The following is a 17,751-nucleotide window of genomic DNA, read 5'->3' on the forward strand; positions in this document are numbered from 1 at the left end:
AACACCACACCCGCCGCACCCCCGCGCGTGTTGTCCCTGTGACACATGGGACTTGTGGGTAGGTTGTGAGCATGGCGACCCGTACGTCTTCCCCGACGGCGTCGCGCAGCAGGACCACCTCTTCCTCACGCTCGGGCGCGAAGAAGACGACCAGCTCGCGATCCCGTAGTACGACCTCCAAGAAGAAGCCACCGGCCAAGAAGTCGAGCTCGGCCCGGCGGCCGGCACCCCGTGCCGTCCGCAGTGGTCCCGGGCCGGTCTTCCGCACCTTCACGGCGCTCGGCCGGGGTGTGGTCGCCCTCTGGCTCGCCTTCGCCCACATGGTCGGCGCGGTCACGCGTGGCATCGGCCACGGCGCGCGCGAGATCGAGCCGGAGCAGCGCCGCGACGGCTTCGGCCTCCTGCTCTGCGGGGTCGCCCTCATCATCGCCGCCGCTGTCTGGTTCGAGGTCCCCGGCGGCGTCATGGACTTCACCCGCGCTGCGGTCTCCGGCACGGTCGGCAAGATCGGCTGGTTCGTCCCGCTGCTCGTCCTGCTCGCCGGTGGCCGGGTCATGCGCGACCCGATCGGCAACGGCCCGGTGGGTCGCCAGGTCATCGGCTGGACGGCGTTCTCGTTCGGCCTGCTCGGCATCGTCCACATCGCCAACGGCACCCCCGAGCCGGTCCAGGGTGACACCACCGCGCTCCGCGACGGCGGCGGCGCCGTCGGGTACGTCGTCTCGGCGCTCCTGCTCGACCTGCTCCGCTCGCCGGCGGTCGTGGTCGGGCTGCTCGCGCTGCTGGCGTTCTTCGGCGTGCTGGTGATCACCGCGACGCCTCTCTACCGGATCCCGGACCGGATGCGCGAGCTCGGCGACGTCCTGCTGGGCCGCCACCACGACTACGACGGCGACGACACCCAGGCCCTGCGCCTCGACGACGTGTTCGAGCGCGAGGGCGACCCGGCGTACGACTCGCCGGTGCTCACCGAGCCGAAGAAGCGTCGCCGCAAGAAGGCCGAGCCGGACCCGTCCGTCGAGGAGTCGATGGAGCTGCGCGAGCCCATCGACGTGCCGCTCGCCGACGACGAGCCGGTCGACCCCGAGGCCGGGTCCAACGCCCTCATCGGCCGCCGACTGGCCCAGGCCGCGGCGGCAGCCGCCACGCCGGACGAGACCGGCGACCTCGAGCCGCCGCCGCACGCCGACCTGCCGCAGCGCGTCGAGCAGCTCGCGCTGTCCGGCGACATCGTCTACACGCTCCCGGACCCCTCCGCCCTCAAGCCGGGCGACCCGCACCGCGCCCGCTCCAAGGCCAGCGACGAGGTCGTGGAACGGCTCCAGACCGTGCTCGACGAGTTCAACGTCGACGCCCAGGTCACCGGCTACACCCGTGGCCCGACGGTCACCCGCTACGAGATCGAGCTCGGCACGGGCGTCAAGGTCGAGAAGATCCTCGGCGTCCAGCGCAACATCTCCTATGCCGTCGGCTCCGAGGACGTGCGCATCCTCAGCCCGATCCCCGGCAAGTCCGCGGTCGGTGTGGAGATCCCGAACTCCGACAAGGAGATCGTCTCCCTCGGAGACGTGCTGCGCTCCAACGTCGCCCGCAACGACCACCACCCGCTGGTGGCCGGCCTCGGCAAGGACGTCGAGGGCGGCTTCGTCGTCGCGAACCTCGCGAAGATGCCGCACCTGCTCGTCGCCGGTGCCACCGGCTCCGGAAAGTCGAGCTTCATCAACTCGATGATCACCTCGGTGCTGATGCGCTCCACACCCGACGAGGTGCGGATGATCATGGTCGACCCCAAGCGGGTCGAGCTGAACGCCTACGAGGGCGTGCCGCACCTGATCACGCCGATCATCACCAACCCGAAAAAGGCCGCCGAGGCCCTCGAGTGGGTGTGCCGCGAGATGGACATGCGGTACGACGACCTGGCGAACTTCGGCTTCCGCCACATCAACGACTTCAACAAGGCCGTCCGCGAGGGCAAGGTCGAGGTCCCGCCGGGCAGCGAGCGCACGCTCACGCCGTACCCCTACCTGCTCGTCATCGTCGACGAGCTCGCCGACCTGATGATGGTCGCCCCGCGCGACGTCGAGGGCTCGATCGTCCGGATCACCCAGCTCGCCCGCGCCGCCGGCATCCACCTGGTGCTCGCCACGCAGCGTCCGTCGGTCGACGTCGTCACCGGCCTGATCAAGGCGAACGTCCCGTCCCGACTGGCGTTCGCCACCTCCAGCCTCGCCGACAGCCGCGTCATCCTCGACACCCCCGGGGCCGAGAAGCTCGTCGGCCAGGGTGACGGGCTGTTCCTGCCGATGGGTGCGTCGAAGCCCATAAGAGTCCAGGGATCGTGGGTCAGCGAGCCGGAGATCCAGCAGGTCGTCAAGCACTGCAAGACCCAGCTCGAGCCGGTCTACCGCGAGGACGTCACCGCCCCGGCGGCGTCGAACAAGGTCCTCGACGACGACATCGGTGACGACATGGACCTGGTGGTCCAGGCGATCGAGCTGGTCGTGTCGACCCAGTTCGGCTCGACGTCGATGCTGCAGCGCAAGCTGCGCGTCGGCTTCGCGAAGGCCGGTCGCCTCATGGACATCCTCGAGAGCCGCGGCGTCGTCGGCCCGAGCGAGGGCTCCAAGGCCCGCGACGTCCTGGTCAAGCCAGACGAACTCGACTCCGTGATCATGACCATCCAGGGGGAGGCGTGAGCCAGATGACCGAGCACCTGCCCTCCGATCTGCCGTCCGATCTCGACGACCACGCCCCCGGGGAGCGCCCCGCCCCCGAGCCCGGCCACGCGGTAGAGGTACGCCGCAACGCCGGCCTCGCGGCGGGTGTCGGTGGGTTCGCCGCGCTGCTGACCGTGGCGTTCGCCGCACGCGCCTTCACCGGCGGCACGACGCTCGACTGGCTCGCCTTCGGCGTGCTGCTCGTGGTCACCGGCATCCACCTGGCCGCCCTCGCCGACAGCCGGGCGCCCCTGCTCATCGCCGACGAGCACGGCGTGCGGCTGCGCCAGGGCGCGCTGTGGCGCGGCATCGCGTGGGACGAGGTCGACTGCCTCGAGCACCTCCCGCGCCGCGGCCTGCTCCGCGACGGCCACCTGCTCGTCGACGGGTACGACGACCAGCAGCTCGTGGTCCCGCTGACGCTGGCCACCCGCGTGGTCGGTGCGTCGACGGAGTCGCTCAGCGACGTGCTCGCCGACCTGGCCGACGGCCGCGCCGACGTGGTCGAGGTGGTCCCGGGCGGTGTCGACGAGGACGAGCCGCGCCGCGACTCCGTGCCCAGCCTGAGCGACCTCTACGGCGACGAGGCCGGCACGCCGGGCGAGCGGCGGGGGATCGCCGCCCGGGTCGCCGCCGGCCTGATGGGCCGCGACGCGGTGCAGGACGAGCTCGACGAGGACAGCGCCGAGGACAGCGCCGAGGACGTCGACGAGAACAGCGACGCTGACTTCGACGGTGACCGCGCCGAGGACCGGACCGAGGACCGCACCGAGGACCGCACCGAGGACCGCACCGGCTTCGTCCGGGATGGTGCCGTCGACGACGTCGAGGACACCGTGGTGCGCGGAGAGGCACTCGTCGTGCCTGACGAGGACCTGGCCGCCGCCCCGGCGCCGGCCGAGGTCGACCGGCTCCGCTCGCGGATGTCGTGGATCCGGCGCTCCGCCGGCGCTGCCCCGGCGGCTGCCGCCGACAGCGCTGACGCGGAGTCGACCGACGAGATCGTGCTCGCCGACGTCGAGCGCTACGACGAGGCCGGCACCGACGAGATCGAGGCGGTCACCGACGTGGCAGGGGAGGCCGACGAGCCCCCGGCGCCCGGCCGCCCGACGGTGCTCTCCGCCCGCGTCGAGGTGCAGGCGACGCCGCGCGCCCACGCAGCGCCGGTGCTGCCGGACGTGCCTGCGCAGCCCGAGGAGTCCGTCACGGTCGTGCTCGACGACCTCGCGGTCCGCCCGGCCGTGGACCCGGTCATCGGCCCGGAGGTCCTGGCGGCCCGTGACCGCCTGCGGCTCACGATCGACCAGCTCTCCGAGCGCACCCGCATCCGTCCGCACGTCATCGAGGCGATCGAGGTCGACGACTTCGGCCCGTGCGGCGGCGACTTCTACGCCCGCGGCCACCTGCGCACCCTGGCCCGCGTGCTCGGCATCGACGCCGCGCCGCTGGTGGCTGCCTACGACGAGCGCTACGCCCACGCGCCGGTCGACCCGCGCCGCGTGTTCGAGTCCGAGCTCGCCACCGGCGCCGGCGGCGCGATCCGCAGCACCCGCGGTGGCCGCAACTGGTCGGTCCTGATCGCTGCCGTCATGGGCGCGGTCCTGGTGTGGTCGATCGCCCGGCTGGTCATGGGCGGCCCCGCCCCGGTCGGGGAGGAGCCGGTGCTCAACCAGAGCGGCGGCATCACGCAGATGACGACCAAGGGCACGCCGGTGAAGCTGCGACTCACCGCGGCCGGCGGTGGTGCCACGCTCAACGTCCGCGACGCCGACGGCAAGATCGTCTTCGAGGGCAACCTCGCCTTCGGCCAGTCCAGCGAGCTCAAGGTCGTGCCGCCGATCCGGATCTACAGCACCGACGGCTCGGTCACCTACGCGGTGGGCGATGCGGAGCCGCAGGCGCTCGGTGAGACCGGCGTCGAGGTCACCAAGACGGTCATCGCGGCCCGGAAGGGCTCCTGAGCCGCAGGGGAGTGCCGCAGGTCACGCCGGCGCTCCGGGAATCCCGGCCCGGGGCGGATCGCCGGTATCCTCGACCGGACATGACCAGCACTCCCACCCCCGTCTCGGTTGCCCTGCTCACCCTCGGGTGCGCCCGCAACGACGTCGACTCCGAGGAGCTCGCCGGCCGACTGGCCGCTGACGGGTTCGCGCTGGTCGACGACCCCGAGGACGCCGACACGGTCGTGGTGAACACGTGCGGCTTCGTCGACGCCGCGAAGAAGGACTCGATCGACACCCTGCTCGCCGCGGCCGACCTCAAGGAGACCGGCCGCCCGCAGGCCGTCGTGGCCGTCGGCTGCCTGGCCGAGCGGTACGGCGAGGAGCTGGCCTCCTCGCTGCCCGAGGCCGACGCCGTGCTGGGCTTCGACGACTACCAGGACATCTCCGGCCGGCTGCGGTCGATCCTCGCCGGCGACAAGCCGCACCCGCACACGCCGCGCGACCGCCGGCTGCTGCTCCCGATCAGCCCCGCCGAGCGGCAGGCCGTCGTGGAGGCGCCGACGACCGACGTCGACGTCGCGATCCCCGGTCGCTCCGCGATCCGGCGCCGCCTCGACGGTGGCCCGATGGCGCCACTGAAGCTGGCGAGCGGCTGCGACCGCCGCTGCACCTTCTGCGCGATCCCGATGTTCCGCGGCTCGTTCGTCAGCCGCCGCCCCTCCGACGTGCTGCAGGAGGCCCACTGGCTGGGCGAGCAGGGCGTCAAGGAGCTCTTCCTCGTCTCGGAGAACTCCACGTCCTACGGCAAGGACCTCGGCGACCTCGGCCTGCTCGAGACGCTGCTGCCCGAGCTCGCGGCCGTCGACGGCATCGAGCGGGTCCGGGTGTCCTACCTCCAGCCCGCCGAGACCCGTCCCGGCCTGGTCCGCGCCATCGCGACCACGCCCGGCGTGGCGCCGTACTTCGACCTGTCCTTCCAGCACGCCAGCGCCACGGTGCTGCGCCGGATGCGCCGCTTCGGCGACCCGGACAGCTTCCTCGGCCTGCTCGAGCAGGTCCGTGGCCTCGCGCCCGAGGCGGGCGTGCGCTCCAACGTCATCGTCGGCTTCCCCGGCGAGACCGAGGAGGAGTTCCAGACGCTGTGCGACTTCCTCGTCGCCGCCCGGATGGACGTCACCGGCGTGTTCGGCTACTCCGACGAGGACGGCACCGAGGCCGCCGACCTCGACGGCAAGCTCGACGACGACGAGATCCGCGCCCGCGTCCAGCACCTCAACGACCTCGTCGCCGAGCTCACGTCCGAGCGGGCCGAGGAGCGCATCGGCAGCACCGTCGAGGTGCTCGTCGAGGAGGTGGACCCGGACGGCACCGGTGACGGCACCGTCGAGGGCCGCGCCGCGCAGCAGGGCCCCGAGGTCGACGGCACCACCCGCGTGCTCGGCGCACCGGACGCCCGGGTGGGCGACATCCTCACGGCGCTCGTCGTCGCGAGCGACGGCGTCGACCTGATCGCCGAACCGGCAGGAGGACAGCGATGAGCGAGACCGGCACCGAGCAGGGCACCGCCCCGGCGAAGCCGAGCAACTGGAACCTCCCCAATGCGCTGACCACCCTGCGCATCGTCCTCGTGCCGGTCTACGGCTGGGTGCTGCTCCACGACGGCGGCGACTCGGTCACCTGGCGCACCGTCGCCTGGGGCATCTTCTTCGTCGCGATGGTCACCGACAAGATCGACGGCGACATCGCGCGCGCCCGCAACCTCGTCACGGATTTCGGCAAGATCGCCGACCCGATCGCCGACAAGGCGATCACCGGCATGGCCTTCATCGGCCTGTCGATCATCATGGACACCTGGTGGATGTGGACCATCACCGTGGTCGTGCTGGTCCGCGAGTGGGCCGTCACCCTGCTGCGCCTGTCGGTGCTGAAGTCTGTTGTCATCGCCGCCGCCGCCAGCGGCAAGTGGAAGACCGCCGTCCAGGCCCTGGCGCTCGGCTTCCTGACCCTGCCGCTGCTCGAGGTCGACGGCTGGCTCGACGTCCCCGGCGAGGTGACGTACGTCGGCGCCGTCGGCCTGCTGCTCATCGCGTTCGTGCTGACCCTGTGGTCGGGCTACGAGTTCTTCCGCGACGTCTGGAAGCAGCGCCACCAGATCCGCTCCGGCGCGCCGGCCGCCTGACGCCCACCGCCTCCGGGCGTCCCTCCGTCCGGCCGAGGGCGTCCGGGGTGAGACGCAATTCGTCCGTGGAGCGGGCGCCCTGACCGGCGTCCCTGCGGTGCGAGGGTTCACCAGCACTGGATCTTCACGAAATCGTTGCCGGACTTTTTCTCAACTTCTTGTCAGGAACCGGGGTCCGCGGTCTAGGGTCAGGGCTCTTCCCCACCCTCACCACCCCGCACGGCGCCCTCGGGCCGTCCTGCTCGGTGCCGCTCTGCGACTCCCGGAAGAAGATCGATGCGTCCTGCGAAGCAGTTGTTGTTCGGCTCCCTCGGAGCAGCCATCGCCCTCTCGGGGGTCACGCTCGTCGCGGCGCCGCCGGTCGCGGCGAACCCGGAGGGCACCGGCCTGGTGATCAACGAGGTCTACGGGGGAGGGGGCAACAGCGGAGCGACCTACAAGAGCGACTTCGTCGAGCTGTTCAACCCGACGGGCGCCCCGATCTCGGTCGACGGATGGTCGATCCAGTACCGGGCTGAGGCCGGCGCCACGGCGGTCGGCACCAGCAACATCACGCCGCTCGCCGGCACGGTTCCTGCTCATGGCTACTTCCTCGTCAAGGCCGCGGACGGAGCCGGCTCCCAGCCCGCACTGCCCGACCCGGACGTCGTGGGGACCATCGCCATGGGCGGAGGCGGTGGGCAGGTCTTCCTGGTCGACAACACGACCCTGCTGAGCCCGGGCACCGGCAACATGGTCGGCGTTCCCGGCGTCGTCGACATGGTCGGCTGGGGGAGTGCCAGTGGCGGCACCTACTCGTTCGAGGGCACCGGCAAGGCGCCGGGTACGGTCAACTCGACGTCGATCAGCCGCAACGCGACGCACGCCGATACCGACGACAACGCGGCCGACTTCACCACCGGCGGCCCGACGCCGCAGAACTCCTCGGTCACCGAGGGTGACCCCGAGCCGCAGGACCTCGCTGCGGGCAGCCAGTCCGACATCGTCACCACCGTCGACGCGCAGGTCAGCGCCACGCTGACCGCCTCCGGTGGCACGGAGCCGTACTCGTGGGCGACCGGGAGCGAGCTGCCCGACGGGCTGAGCCTCTCCGCCGCCGGCGTGCTGTCCGGCTCGCCGAACGAGCAGGGCACCTTCCCGGTCACCGCCACGGTGTCCGACAGCTCCGACCCGGTGCAGACCGACGACGTCAGCTTCACCATCACCGTCGGCCCGGCGCCGGAGGTCCTGCCGATCGCGACCATCCAGGGCAACAGCGACCGCTCGCCGTACGCACCGGCGACCGGCACCGGCCAGGGTCCCGAGCAGGTGACCACGACCGGTGTCGTCACCGGTTTCTACCAGGACCCGGCGTTCGCCAACAGCGGCTTCGACGGCTTCACCATCCAGACCGGCGGCACCGGTGGCAGCACGGACGCCACGCCGGGCGCCTCCGACGGCATCTTCGTCTACTACGGCAACAACAACCCGGTGCCGTCCGGCATCGAGGTCGGCGACTCCGTGCGCGTGACCGGCCGGGTGAGCGAGTTCTTCGGGCTGACCGAGATCAACACCACGGCCGCGCAGGTCGTCGAGCTCGGCACGCCGCTGCCGCCCGTCACGCCGGTCGAGACGCCGTGGCCCACCACCGAGTCCGAGCGCGAGGCGCTCGAGAGCATGCTCATCGCGCCCACGGGCGAGTTCACGGTCACCAACTCCTACTCGACCAACCAGTACGCCGAGGTCGGCCTGGCCGCCGGGGACGAGCCGCTCAAGCAGCCGACCGAGTTCGCCGACGCCGGCGACGAGGCAGCCCTGCAGGCCGTCCGCGACGAGAACGCCGAGCGCGCCATCACCCTCGACGACGGCACGGGCGTCAACTACCTGGCCAACCAGACCACCAAGGCCCAGCCGGTGCCGTGGCTGACCCAGGGCAACGCGGCCAACCCCAACCCGCCGCGGGTCGGCGCGGGCGTCGAGTTCCACGCCCCGGTCGTCCTCGACTTCCGCAACGACATCTGGAAGCTCCAGCCGCAGACGCCGGTGACCACCGACGGCGCCGCGGTCGCGACCTTCGAGGACACCCGGTCCGCGGACGCCGCCGGCCCGAAGGACGTGCTCGGCGCCACCGGTGACCTGACCATCGCGACCTTCAACGTCCTCAACTACTTCAACACCACGGGCGAGGCCTACGCCGCGGCCGGACCGCAGCAGGACCCGCCGCTCAACACCTTCTGCACCTACTACACCGACCGGCAGAGCAACCGAATCGGCAACAACTCCTGCGGTGTGCGCCTGCTCGACGACCCGGACACCGAGCAGAACGAGGCGAACACCAACGACGGTCGCGGTCCGCGCGGTGCCGCCACCGCTGTGAGCCTGGCCCGCCAGGAGGAGAAGCTCGCGCACACGATCAACGCCCTCGGCGCCGACGTGATCGGCCTGGAGGAGATCGAGAACTCGATCAAGCTGCCCGGCGAGACCAACCGCGACGACGCGCTGGCGCGCCTGGTCGAGGTCCTCAACGTGGCCGCGCCCGACACCTGGGCCTACGTGAAGAGCCCCGGCAAGGCGCTCACCGCCGACGCCGTCGCCGAGCAGGACACCATCCGCGGCGCCTTCATCTACAAGAAGCAGAAGGTCGAGCCGGTCGGCAGCTCCGACATGCTCTTCGGCACCGACGAGTTCGCGAACGCCCGTGAGCCGCTCGCCCAGGTCTTCAAGGCCAAGGGCGCCCCGGACAGCGACGGGTTCGCGGTCATCGTCAACCACTTCAAGTCCAAGGGCGACAGCTGCACCTCCAATGAGGCGCAGACCCAGCCGGAGAAGTGCGCCGCGGGCGACAACGAGGCGAACGCCGAGGTCGGCGCCTTCAACGGCGACCGCGTCCGCCAGGCAACGCGCCTGCTGCAGTTCGCCGAGGACTTCGCCGCGGCCCGCGACGTCGAGCCGATCTTCCTCGCCGGTGACTTCAACTCCTACACGATGGAGGAGCCGATCAAGGTCCTCACCAGCGAGGACGCCGGCTTCCAGCTGATCGAGTCCGACGAGGAGAGCGACGAGAGCTACTCCTTCAGCGGCCTGTCCGGGTCGCTGGACCACGTCCTGGCCAACGACGCCGCCATGGCGATGGTGACCGGCGCCGACATCTGGGAGATCAACGCCAACGAGGCCGCGTCCTTCCAGTACAGCCGCTACAACTACAACGTCACCGACTTCTGGCTGCCGAACCAGCCGTGGGGCACCTCGGACCACAACCCGGAGGTCGTCGGCATCGACGTCCCGGACTTCACCCCGACGGAGTACGACGAGGTCCAGGTCGTCGGCACGAACGACTTCCACGGCCGGCTGCTGCCCGACGGCGGCAACGCCGCAGGTGCGGCGCCCTTCGCAACCGCGCTCGAGGAGCTGCGGCAGCAGAACCCGAACACGGTCTTCGTTGCCGCGGGTGACCTGATCGGTGCGTCCACCTTCGAGTCCTTCATCCAGGACGACGAGCCGACCATCGACGTGCTCAACGAGATGGGCCTCGAGGTCTCGGCCGCGGGCAACCACGAGTTCGACCGCGGGTACGCCGACCTGGCCGGCCGTGTGCGCGACCGCGCCGAGTGGGAGTACATCGCCAGCAACCTCGACTACGACGCGTCCATCGCGGAGGAGGACCGGCTGGCCGAGACCTTCGTCGCCGAGGTCGGCGGCAAGCGGATCGGCTTCGTCGGTGCCGTGACCGAGGACCTGCCCAACCTGGTCAACCAGGAGGGCATCGAGGGGATCACCGTCACCGACGTCGTCGACGCGACCAACGCCGCGGCGGCCGAGCTCAAGTCCGGTGACGACCCCGTCGACCTGGTGGTGCTGCTCGTCCACGAGGGCGCGCCGACCACCGACTGCTCCTCGCCCGGGTTCACCGACCCGGCGACGGTGTTCGGCAACATCGCCCAGGGCACCTCGGCCGACGTGGACGCGATCATCTCCGGCCACACCCACCTGGCCTACAACTGCCGCTACACCGTCGACGAGTGGGTGACCGACGAGCGTGCGGTCACCAAGCGTCCCGTCGTCTCGGCCGGCCAGTACGGCACGAACCTCAACCAGCTCGTCTTCAAGTTCGAGCAGGGGACCGACAACCTGGTCGCGATCGGCCAGGACGTCGTCGCCGCGGCCGGTGTCGGCTACGCCCCGGACCCGGCGGTGCAGGCCATCGTCGACGCCGCGGTGGAGGTCGCCGACGAGCAGGGCAGCGAGGTCCTGGGCTCCATGGACGGCGAGTTCCGGCGTGCGTCGTACCTCTCCTCGGCCGGCGCGACCGAGAACCGCGGTGGCGAGTCGACGCTGTCGAACCTCGTCGCCGAGGCGCAGCGCTCGGCGACCGGCGCGGACATCGCCTTCATGAACCCCGGTGGCCTGCGTGCCGACATGCTCGGCACCGAGGACCCCGAGACCGACCTGCGCGACCTCACCTACCGGCAGGCCGCCGACGTGCAGCCGTTCGCCAACACGCTGGTCACCGTCGGGCTGACGGGTGCCCAGATCAAGACCGTGCTGGAGCAGCAGTGGCAGCGCACCCCGGCGGGCACCGTGCCGTCACGTCCGTTCCTGCGGCTCGGTGCGTCGTCCGGCTTCACCTACACCTACGTGGAGACCCCGCAGACGGTGTCGGTGCCGGGCACGGCCCCGGTCAACACCTTCAAGGGCACCGTGACCGGGATGTGGCTCGACGGCGAGCCCGTCGACCTGGGTGCGACGTACACCGTCGCGGCCAACTCCTTCCTCGCCGCCGGCGGTGACAACTTCCGTGAGCTCGCCAACGGCGCGGCCAAGAAGGACACCGGCAAGGTCGACCTCGCCGCGATGGTCGAGTTCATGGAGCAGTACGACGAGCAGAACCCGCTCGAGGTCGACTACAGCCAGCGCGCGGTGCTGCTCGAGCTCCCCGCTGACGCCCCGGAGGCCTACGCCCCGGGCGACACCGTCGAGTTCTCGATCGGCTCGTGGGCGATGACGGCACCCGGTGACAAGCAGGACACCGAGCTGCAGGTCAGGCTCGGCGACGAGGTGCTCGGCTCGGTCCCGGTCGACAACACCGTCGGCAACAAGCCCTACGACAGCTACGGCACCGCCTCGGTGTCGGTCACGCTGCCGGGCGACGTCGCCGAGGGCGTCCGCGAGCTGACCGTGGTCGGGCCCACCACCGGGACCTCCGTGCCGCTGCTCATCGACGTCAGCGACGGCGTCCGGGACATCCAGATCATCGGCACCAACGACTTCCACGGTCGCCTGATGGCCGACGAGGCGCCGGCCACCGCCACCTGCGCCGAGGGCACACCGGCTCCGCCGGCCACGGTCCTCTGCCCGGCGGAGCGGTTGGCCGGCACGGTGAAGCAGCTGCGCGAGGAGTACCCGGACACGGTCTTCGCGGCCGCCGGTGACCTGATCGGTGCGTCCACCTTCGAGTCCTTCATCCAGAAGGACGAGCCGACGATCGACGCGCTCAACGAGGCCGGCCTCGAGGTCTCCGCTGCTGGCAACCACGAGTTCGACCAGGGCTACGAGGACCTCGTGGGCCGCGTGCAGGACCGTGCGGACTGGGAGTACATCGCCGCCAACGTCGAGGAGCCCGAGGGTCGCGACGACCTCGCCGAGACGTGGACGAAGGACTTCGGCGGCGTCACCGTCGGCTTCGTCGGCGCCGTGACCGAGGAGCTCCCGTCGCTGGTCACGCCGGCGGGCATCGAGGGGCTGACGGTCACCGACATCGTCGACGCGACCAACGCCGCCGCGGCCGACCTCAAGGAGGACGGTGCCGACCTGGTGGTCCTCCTGGTCCACGAGGGTTCCGGGTCGACCAGCTGTGCCTCGCCGCAGTTCACCAACCCCGGCACCGTGTGGGGCAACATCACCCAGAACGTCTCGGCCGACGTGGACGCGATCATCTCGGGCCACACCCACCTCGCCTACAACTGCTCCTTCCCGGTGCAGGAGTGGGTCGACGGCGGGCGTGCCGTGACCGAGCGCCCGGTCGTCTCCGCCGGCCAGTACGGCCAGAACGTCAACCAGCTGGTCTTCTCGGTCGACGAGGCCACCGGCGAGGTGGTCGCCACCACGCAGGAGATCATCGCGATCACGGCTTCCTCGCCCGGCGACACGGCCGTCCGCGAGATCGTCGACGCCGCCAAGGAGGTCGCCGAGGAGCTGGGGTCGGTGAAGATCGGCGAGATCGCAGCGCCGTTCAACCGGGCCCGGGTGGAGGGCAGCACCGACCCGAACCGGGGCGGCGAGTCCACGCTCAACAACCTCGTCGCGGAGGTGCAGCGCTGGGCGACGGAGAGCCCCGAGTCCGGTGCCGCCGAGATCGCGTTCATGAACCCGGGTGGGTTGCGCTCGGACATGGCCGGCACGCCGGTCGGTGGGGTGCGCGAGCTGACCTACAAGGGCGCGGCGGTCGTCCAGCCGTTCGCCAACACCCTGGTCAACATGGACCTCACCGGCGCCCAGATCAAGACGGTCCTCGAGCAGCAGTGGCAGCGAACGGCGGACGAGCCCCCTGCGGTTCCGAGCCGTCCGTTCCTCAAGCTCGGTGTCTCGAAGGGCTTCACCTACACCTACGTGGAGCGGCCGGTCCTGGTGGGACCGGAGGACGCGGAGGTCCCGACGTTCGAGGGTGAGATCACCGGGATGTGGCTCAACGGCGAGCCGATCGACCTGGCCGAGACCTACTCGGTCACGGTGAACTCCTTCCTCGCCTCCGGTGGCGACAACTTCCGCGAGCTCGCGAACGGCACCGACAAGAAGGACACCGGCAAGGTCGACCTGGCTGCCATGGTCGACTACATGGCGGAGTTCTCCGACGAGGAGCCGCTCCCGGTCGACTACAGCCAGCGTGCGGTCCAGGTCGAGCTCCCCGCGGACGCCCCCGCGGCCTACGCACCGGGTGACCGCGTGAGGTTCGACGTCGGTTCGTGGGCGATGACCGCCCCCGGTGACGTCCAGGACGACGAGCTCCTCGTCAAGCTCGGCGACCAGGTCCTGGGTGCGGCCGCGGTGGACAACACCGTCGGCACGGAGCGCTACGACCAGTACGGCACGGCGAGCGTCGACGTGGCACTGACCGGCTGCCCGCCGGCCGGCGACACGGAGCTCACCCTCGTCGGCGAGGCGACCGGGACCGAGGTCCGGGTGCCGATCACCGTGCTCGAGGCCGACGGCTTCGCCACCTGCGAGCTGCCGACGATCTCGGGCACCCCGAAGGTCGGGAACACCCTGACCGGGGTCGAGGGCACCTTCTCGCCCGAGCCGGACGACGTCACCTACCAGTGGCTCGCCGACGGCGCGGAGATCGACGGCGCCACGGCGTCGACATACACGCTGACGCCGGCCGAGGTCGACAAGGTGATCACCTTCCGGGTGACCGCCTCCGGCGCTGGCCTGGACGACGCGAGCGCGGACTCGGAGCCGACGGCCCCGGTGGCCCGGGGCACCATCGTCAACTCGGTGAAGCCGACCGTCACCGGCACGGTCCGCGTCGGCCGTGAGCTCACCGCCCACCCGGGCGTGTGGCTCCCGGCCGCCGAGGACGTCAGCTACCAGTGGCTGGCCGACGGCGCGGTGCTCGGCGGGAAGACGGCCCCGAAGCTCCGGCTGACGGGTGCCCTCGCGGGCAAGCGGATCAGCGTCCGGGTCACCGTCGGTGCCGAGGGCTACGCCGACGCCACGGCCACCTCGGTGAAGACCGCCAAGGTCGCCCGCGGCCCGGTCAACATGCGGGTCCGCACCGGCCCGGCCAAGGTCGTGGTGAAGAAGACGCAGGTCCGGGTGACGGTCACCCTCACCAACCCCGACGGCCTGGCGGTCACGGGCAAGGTGACGGTGGCGGCCTCCGGCATCAAGGCCCGCTCTGCGAAGGTCGTCAACGGCAAGGCCGTCATCACCCTGGCCCGGTTCCCGAAGGTGGGGACCAAGCGGGTGAAGGTCACCTACGCCGGTTCGAAGGCCCTCAACCCGCGGACGACGAACACCAGCGTCTTCGTCGTGCGGCGCTGACGGTCCCCACGGCCCGCAGGCAGGACAGACCCGGTCGGCCCGGTGGTCGCGTGGCACGATGCGTGCCATGGGATCACCGGCCGACCTCGTCTCGCTGCTGAAGGACCTCGACGCCACCCTCGCGACAGCCGAGTCGCTGACCGGCGGCCGGGTCGCCGCGCGGGTGACGAACGTCCCGGGATCCTCGGCGGTGTACGCGGGCGGCGTCGTGAGCTACCAGACCCAGGTCAAGGTCGACGTGCTCGGCGTCGCGGCCTCGACCGTCGAGCAGCACGGGGTGGTCTCCGCCGAGTGCGCCCGGGAGATGGCCGCCGGGGTGCGCCGGGTGCTCGGCACGACGTACGCCGTGAGCACCACCGGGGTCGCCGGCCCCGACCGCCAGGAGGGCAAGCCGGTCGGCACGGTCTTCGTGGGCATCGCGGGTCCCGGCGGCGTCGAGGCGGTCGAGCTGGCGCTCGACGGTGACCGCGCCACCATCCAGGAGGCGACCGTCGACGAGGCACTGTCGGTGCTGGCTGAGACGATTGCGTCGGACCGTCGGCCAGCGGAAGATTCGGCCCTCGGGTAGCGTTGGTTCAGGACCAGGGGGTCCGGGACCGCAACGTCCAGGGAAGGGAGATCGAGATGGTGCTGTTTCGCCGCTCGCTCGGTGACATCCTGCGCAGTCGCCGCACCGAGCTCGGTCTGACCCTGCGCGAGGTCTCCGGAGCCGCCCGCGTCAGCCTCGGCTACATCTCCGAGATCGAGCGCGGCCAGAAGGAAGCCTCCTCCGAGCTGCTGTCCTCGCTGTGCGACGCCCTCGACATGCCGCTCTCCGACGTGCTGCGCGAGGTCGCCGACGCCGTCGCCCTCGAGGAGGCCGCCCTGGTCGCCTCGGCCCCCACGCTGATCACGCCGCGCCCCGCCGGCGAGGTCGTCCCCTCGGCCGCCTGACCGCTGCAGGAATCCCCGGCTGACCGGGGATTCCCGCGCTTGTTGACGTTTGCAACGGTCACCCAGCGCGAGAAGAAGTCATCCAGTACGCCGTCAGCGGCGCCCGGCCATCGCCTCGAGCCGCGCGATCCGGTCCGCCATCGGCGGGTGGGTGGAGAAGAAGCGCTGCACGTCGGCGGCCCGGAACGGGTTCGCGATCATCATGTGGCTGGCGCTCTGCACCTGCGGGGTGGGCGCGAGCGGTGCGCGGGCCGTGCCGACCTCGAGCTTGCGCAGCGCCGAGGCCAGGGCCAGCGGGTCGCCGGTGAGGGCGGCGCCGTCCTCGTCGGCGTCGTACTCCCGGGTCCGGCTGATCGCCATCTGGATCACCGCGGCCGCGAACGGCGCGAGCAGGGCGGTCGCGACCATGACCAGCGGGTTCGGGCGGTCCTCGTCGCTGCCCCCGCCGAAGATCGAGGTGAACGCGAGGAACTGCGCGACCGAGCTGATCACGCCGGCGACCGCCGCCGCCACCGAGCCGGTGAGGATGTCGCGGTTGTAGACGTGCATCAGCTCGTGGCCGAGCACGCCGCGCAGCTCGCGCTCGTCGAGCAGGTCGAGGATGCCCTCGGTGCAGCACACGGCCGCGTGCTGCGGGTCGCGGCCGGTGGCGAACGCGTTCGGCGCCTGGGTGGGCGAGACGTAGAGCGCCGGCATCGGCTGGCCGGCCTTCGTCGACAGCTCGCGGACGATCCGGTACATCGCCGGCTGCTGGGCCTCGGAGACCGGGTAGGCGTGCATGGCACGGATCGCCAGCTTGTCGGAGTTCCAGTAGCCGTAGGCCGTCGTACCGACGCCGATGAGCGCGAAGATCCAGATGAACGCCGAGCTGCCGGTGGCCGCCGCGATCAACCCACCGACGGCGAGCAGCAGGGCGAAGATCGCCCCGAACAGGGCAGCAGTCTTGAGTCCGTTGTGGTGGCCGTGCATGTCAGGGCAACGAACGGGGACCGGCGCGGTGTTCCGGGGCCGGAGTGACGTGGGTCGCTCCGGTCACGGCATCGGCTGGCAGTGGGGGCACCAGTACGTCGTGCGCTCGCGCCCGGCCTCGCCCAGGGAGCCGGCCTGGATCGGCGTCCCGCAGCGCAGGCACGACTTGCGCTGCCGGCGGAACACCCACAGCGGGTTGCGGCGGTCGCCGGTGGTGATCGGGTCGGCCCGCGGGACCGCGGCCTGCAGCATCTGCCGGGTGCGGCGCAGCAGGCGCAGCGGGTCGCGCACCGACGACACCGGCGCCATCGGGTTCACCCCGTTGACGAAGCAGGTCTCGGCGGTCCAGATCGTGCCCGCACCGGCGGCCACGGTCTGGTCGAGCAGGGCGTCGCCGACGCGGCGGTCCGGGCGGGCGGTCAGCCGGGCCAGCGCCTCCTGCTCGTCGGCCTCCGTCCACGGGCCGAGGAAGTCGGGTCCGAGGTGCCCGACGACGGTGTGCTCGTCGGCGGTCGGGATGAGCTCGACGACGCCGAGGCGGAACCCGATCGCCTGGCTCTCAGCGGTGGTGAGCACCACCCGCGCCTCGTGCGCAGGGCCGGACCAGCGCTGGCCGGGCTTCACGACCCGCCAGCTGCCCTCCATCTTCAGGTGGGTGTGCAGGGTCAGCGGTGGACCCTCGACCGGCTCGATCCGGGTCAGCAGGTGCTTCCCGTGGGTCACCGTGCCGACCACCGTGGCGCCGTCCAGGTCGACGGTCGCGTACGCCGGCACCCGGAAGTCGCTGGACGTCAGCACCCGCCCCGCCAGCGCCCGGTCCAGCCGCATGCCGGTGCGCCGGACCGCATCACCTTCGGGCACGGTTTCCCCTCCTGGGCGATCGACGAGAGCCCCGACCGGCAGCGCGGCGGGAGGCGCGTGACAGCAGCTTGCTGCTCCCCATCATCGCGCCGGAGACGCGCTCGGCCAGTTCAAGCCCCGGCCGGCAGCG

9 protein-coding genes are annotated in these 17,751 nt (G+C 71.4%); 7 read left to right on the forward strand and 2 right to left on the reverse strand.

Annotated features, from left to right (window positions below; genetic code table 11):
• The first annotated feature begins 71 nt into the window (after positions 1-71).
• From NOCJ54_RS0110250 to NOCJ54_RS25025, 7 genes are all read left to right on the forward strand, one after another.
• Complete coding sequence (locus NOCJ54_RS0110250; protein ID WP_028655434.1) at positions 72-2,696, forward strand: DNA translocase FtsK; 2,625 nt, start codon at positions 72-74, stop codon at positions 2,694-2,696.
• A 5-nt stretch (positions 2,697-2,701) separates the two neighbouring features.
• Positions 2,702-4,678, forward strand: coding sequence for a helix-turn-helix domain-containing protein (locus NOCJ54_RS28195; protein ID WP_232221743.1), 1,977 nt, complete (start codon positions 2,702-2,704; stop codon positions 4,676-4,678).
• An 80-nt stretch (positions 4,679-4,758) separates the two neighbouring features.
• Entirely contained in the window at positions 4,759-6,198 is a 1,440-nt protein-coding gene (gene rimO / locus NOCJ54_RS0110260; protein WP_028655435.1) for a 30S ribosomal protein S12 methylthiotransferase RimO, read from the forward strand.
• The gene (gene pgsA / locus NOCJ54_RS0110265) at positions 6,195-6,839 is read left to right on the forward strand and encodes a CDP-diacylglycerol--glycerol-3-phosphate 3-phosphatidyltransferase (protein ID WP_028655436.1); all 645 of its coding nucleotides are present in this window, start codon (positions 6,195-6,197) and stop codon (positions 6,837-6,839) included. The genes rimO and pgsA overlap by 4 nt, the downstream gene beginning before the upstream one ends.
• Positions 6,840-7,115: 276 nt before the next feature.
• Entirely contained in the window at positions 7,116-14,858 is a 7,743-nt protein-coding gene (locus NOCJ54_RS0110270; RefSeq protein WP_084255041.1) for an ExeM/NucH family extracellular endonuclease, read from the forward strand.
• 67 nt (positions 14,859-14,925) lie between these two features.
• On the forward strand, positions 14,926-15,426 hold the full coding sequence (locus NOCJ54_RS0110275) for a CinA family protein (protein ID WP_036517466.1): 501 nt from the start codon (positions 14,926-14,928) through the stop codon (positions 15,424-15,426).
• Positions 15,427-15,476: 50 nt separating this feature from the next.
• Positions 15,477-15,791: a helix-turn-helix domain-containing protein gene (locus NOCJ54_RS25025; RefSeq protein ID WP_442937319.1), complete on the forward strand. Its 315-nt coding sequence runs from the start codon at positions 15,477-15,479 to the stop codon at positions 15,789-15,791.
• 93 nt (positions 15,792-15,884) lie between these two features.
• Here NOCJ54_RS25025 and htpX read toward each other — a convergent pair whose 3' ends face one another.
• Both htpX and NOCJ54_RS0110290 read right to left on the reverse strand, forming a co-directional pair.
• The gene (gene htpX / locus NOCJ54_RS0110285) at positions 15,885-16,760 is read right to left on the reverse strand and encodes a zinc metalloprotease HtpX (protein ID WP_028655439.1); all 876 of its coding nucleotides are present in this window, start codon (positions 16,758-16,760) and stop codon (positions 15,885-15,887) included.
• A 63-nt stretch (positions 16,761-16,823) separates the two neighbouring features.
• Positions 16,824-17,621: a DNA-formamidopyrimidine glycosylase family protein gene (locus NOCJ54_RS0110290; RefSeq protein ID WP_028655440.1), complete on the reverse strand. Its 798-nt coding sequence runs from the start codon at positions 17,619-17,621 to the stop codon at positions 16,824-16,826.
• Positions 17,622-17,751: the final 130 nt, after the last annotated feature.

It is taken from the genome of Nocardioides sp. J54 (genome assembly GCF_000519005.1).
Classification (GTDB): Bacteria; Actinomycetota; Actinomycetes; order Propionibacteriales; family Nocardioidaceae; genus Nocardioides.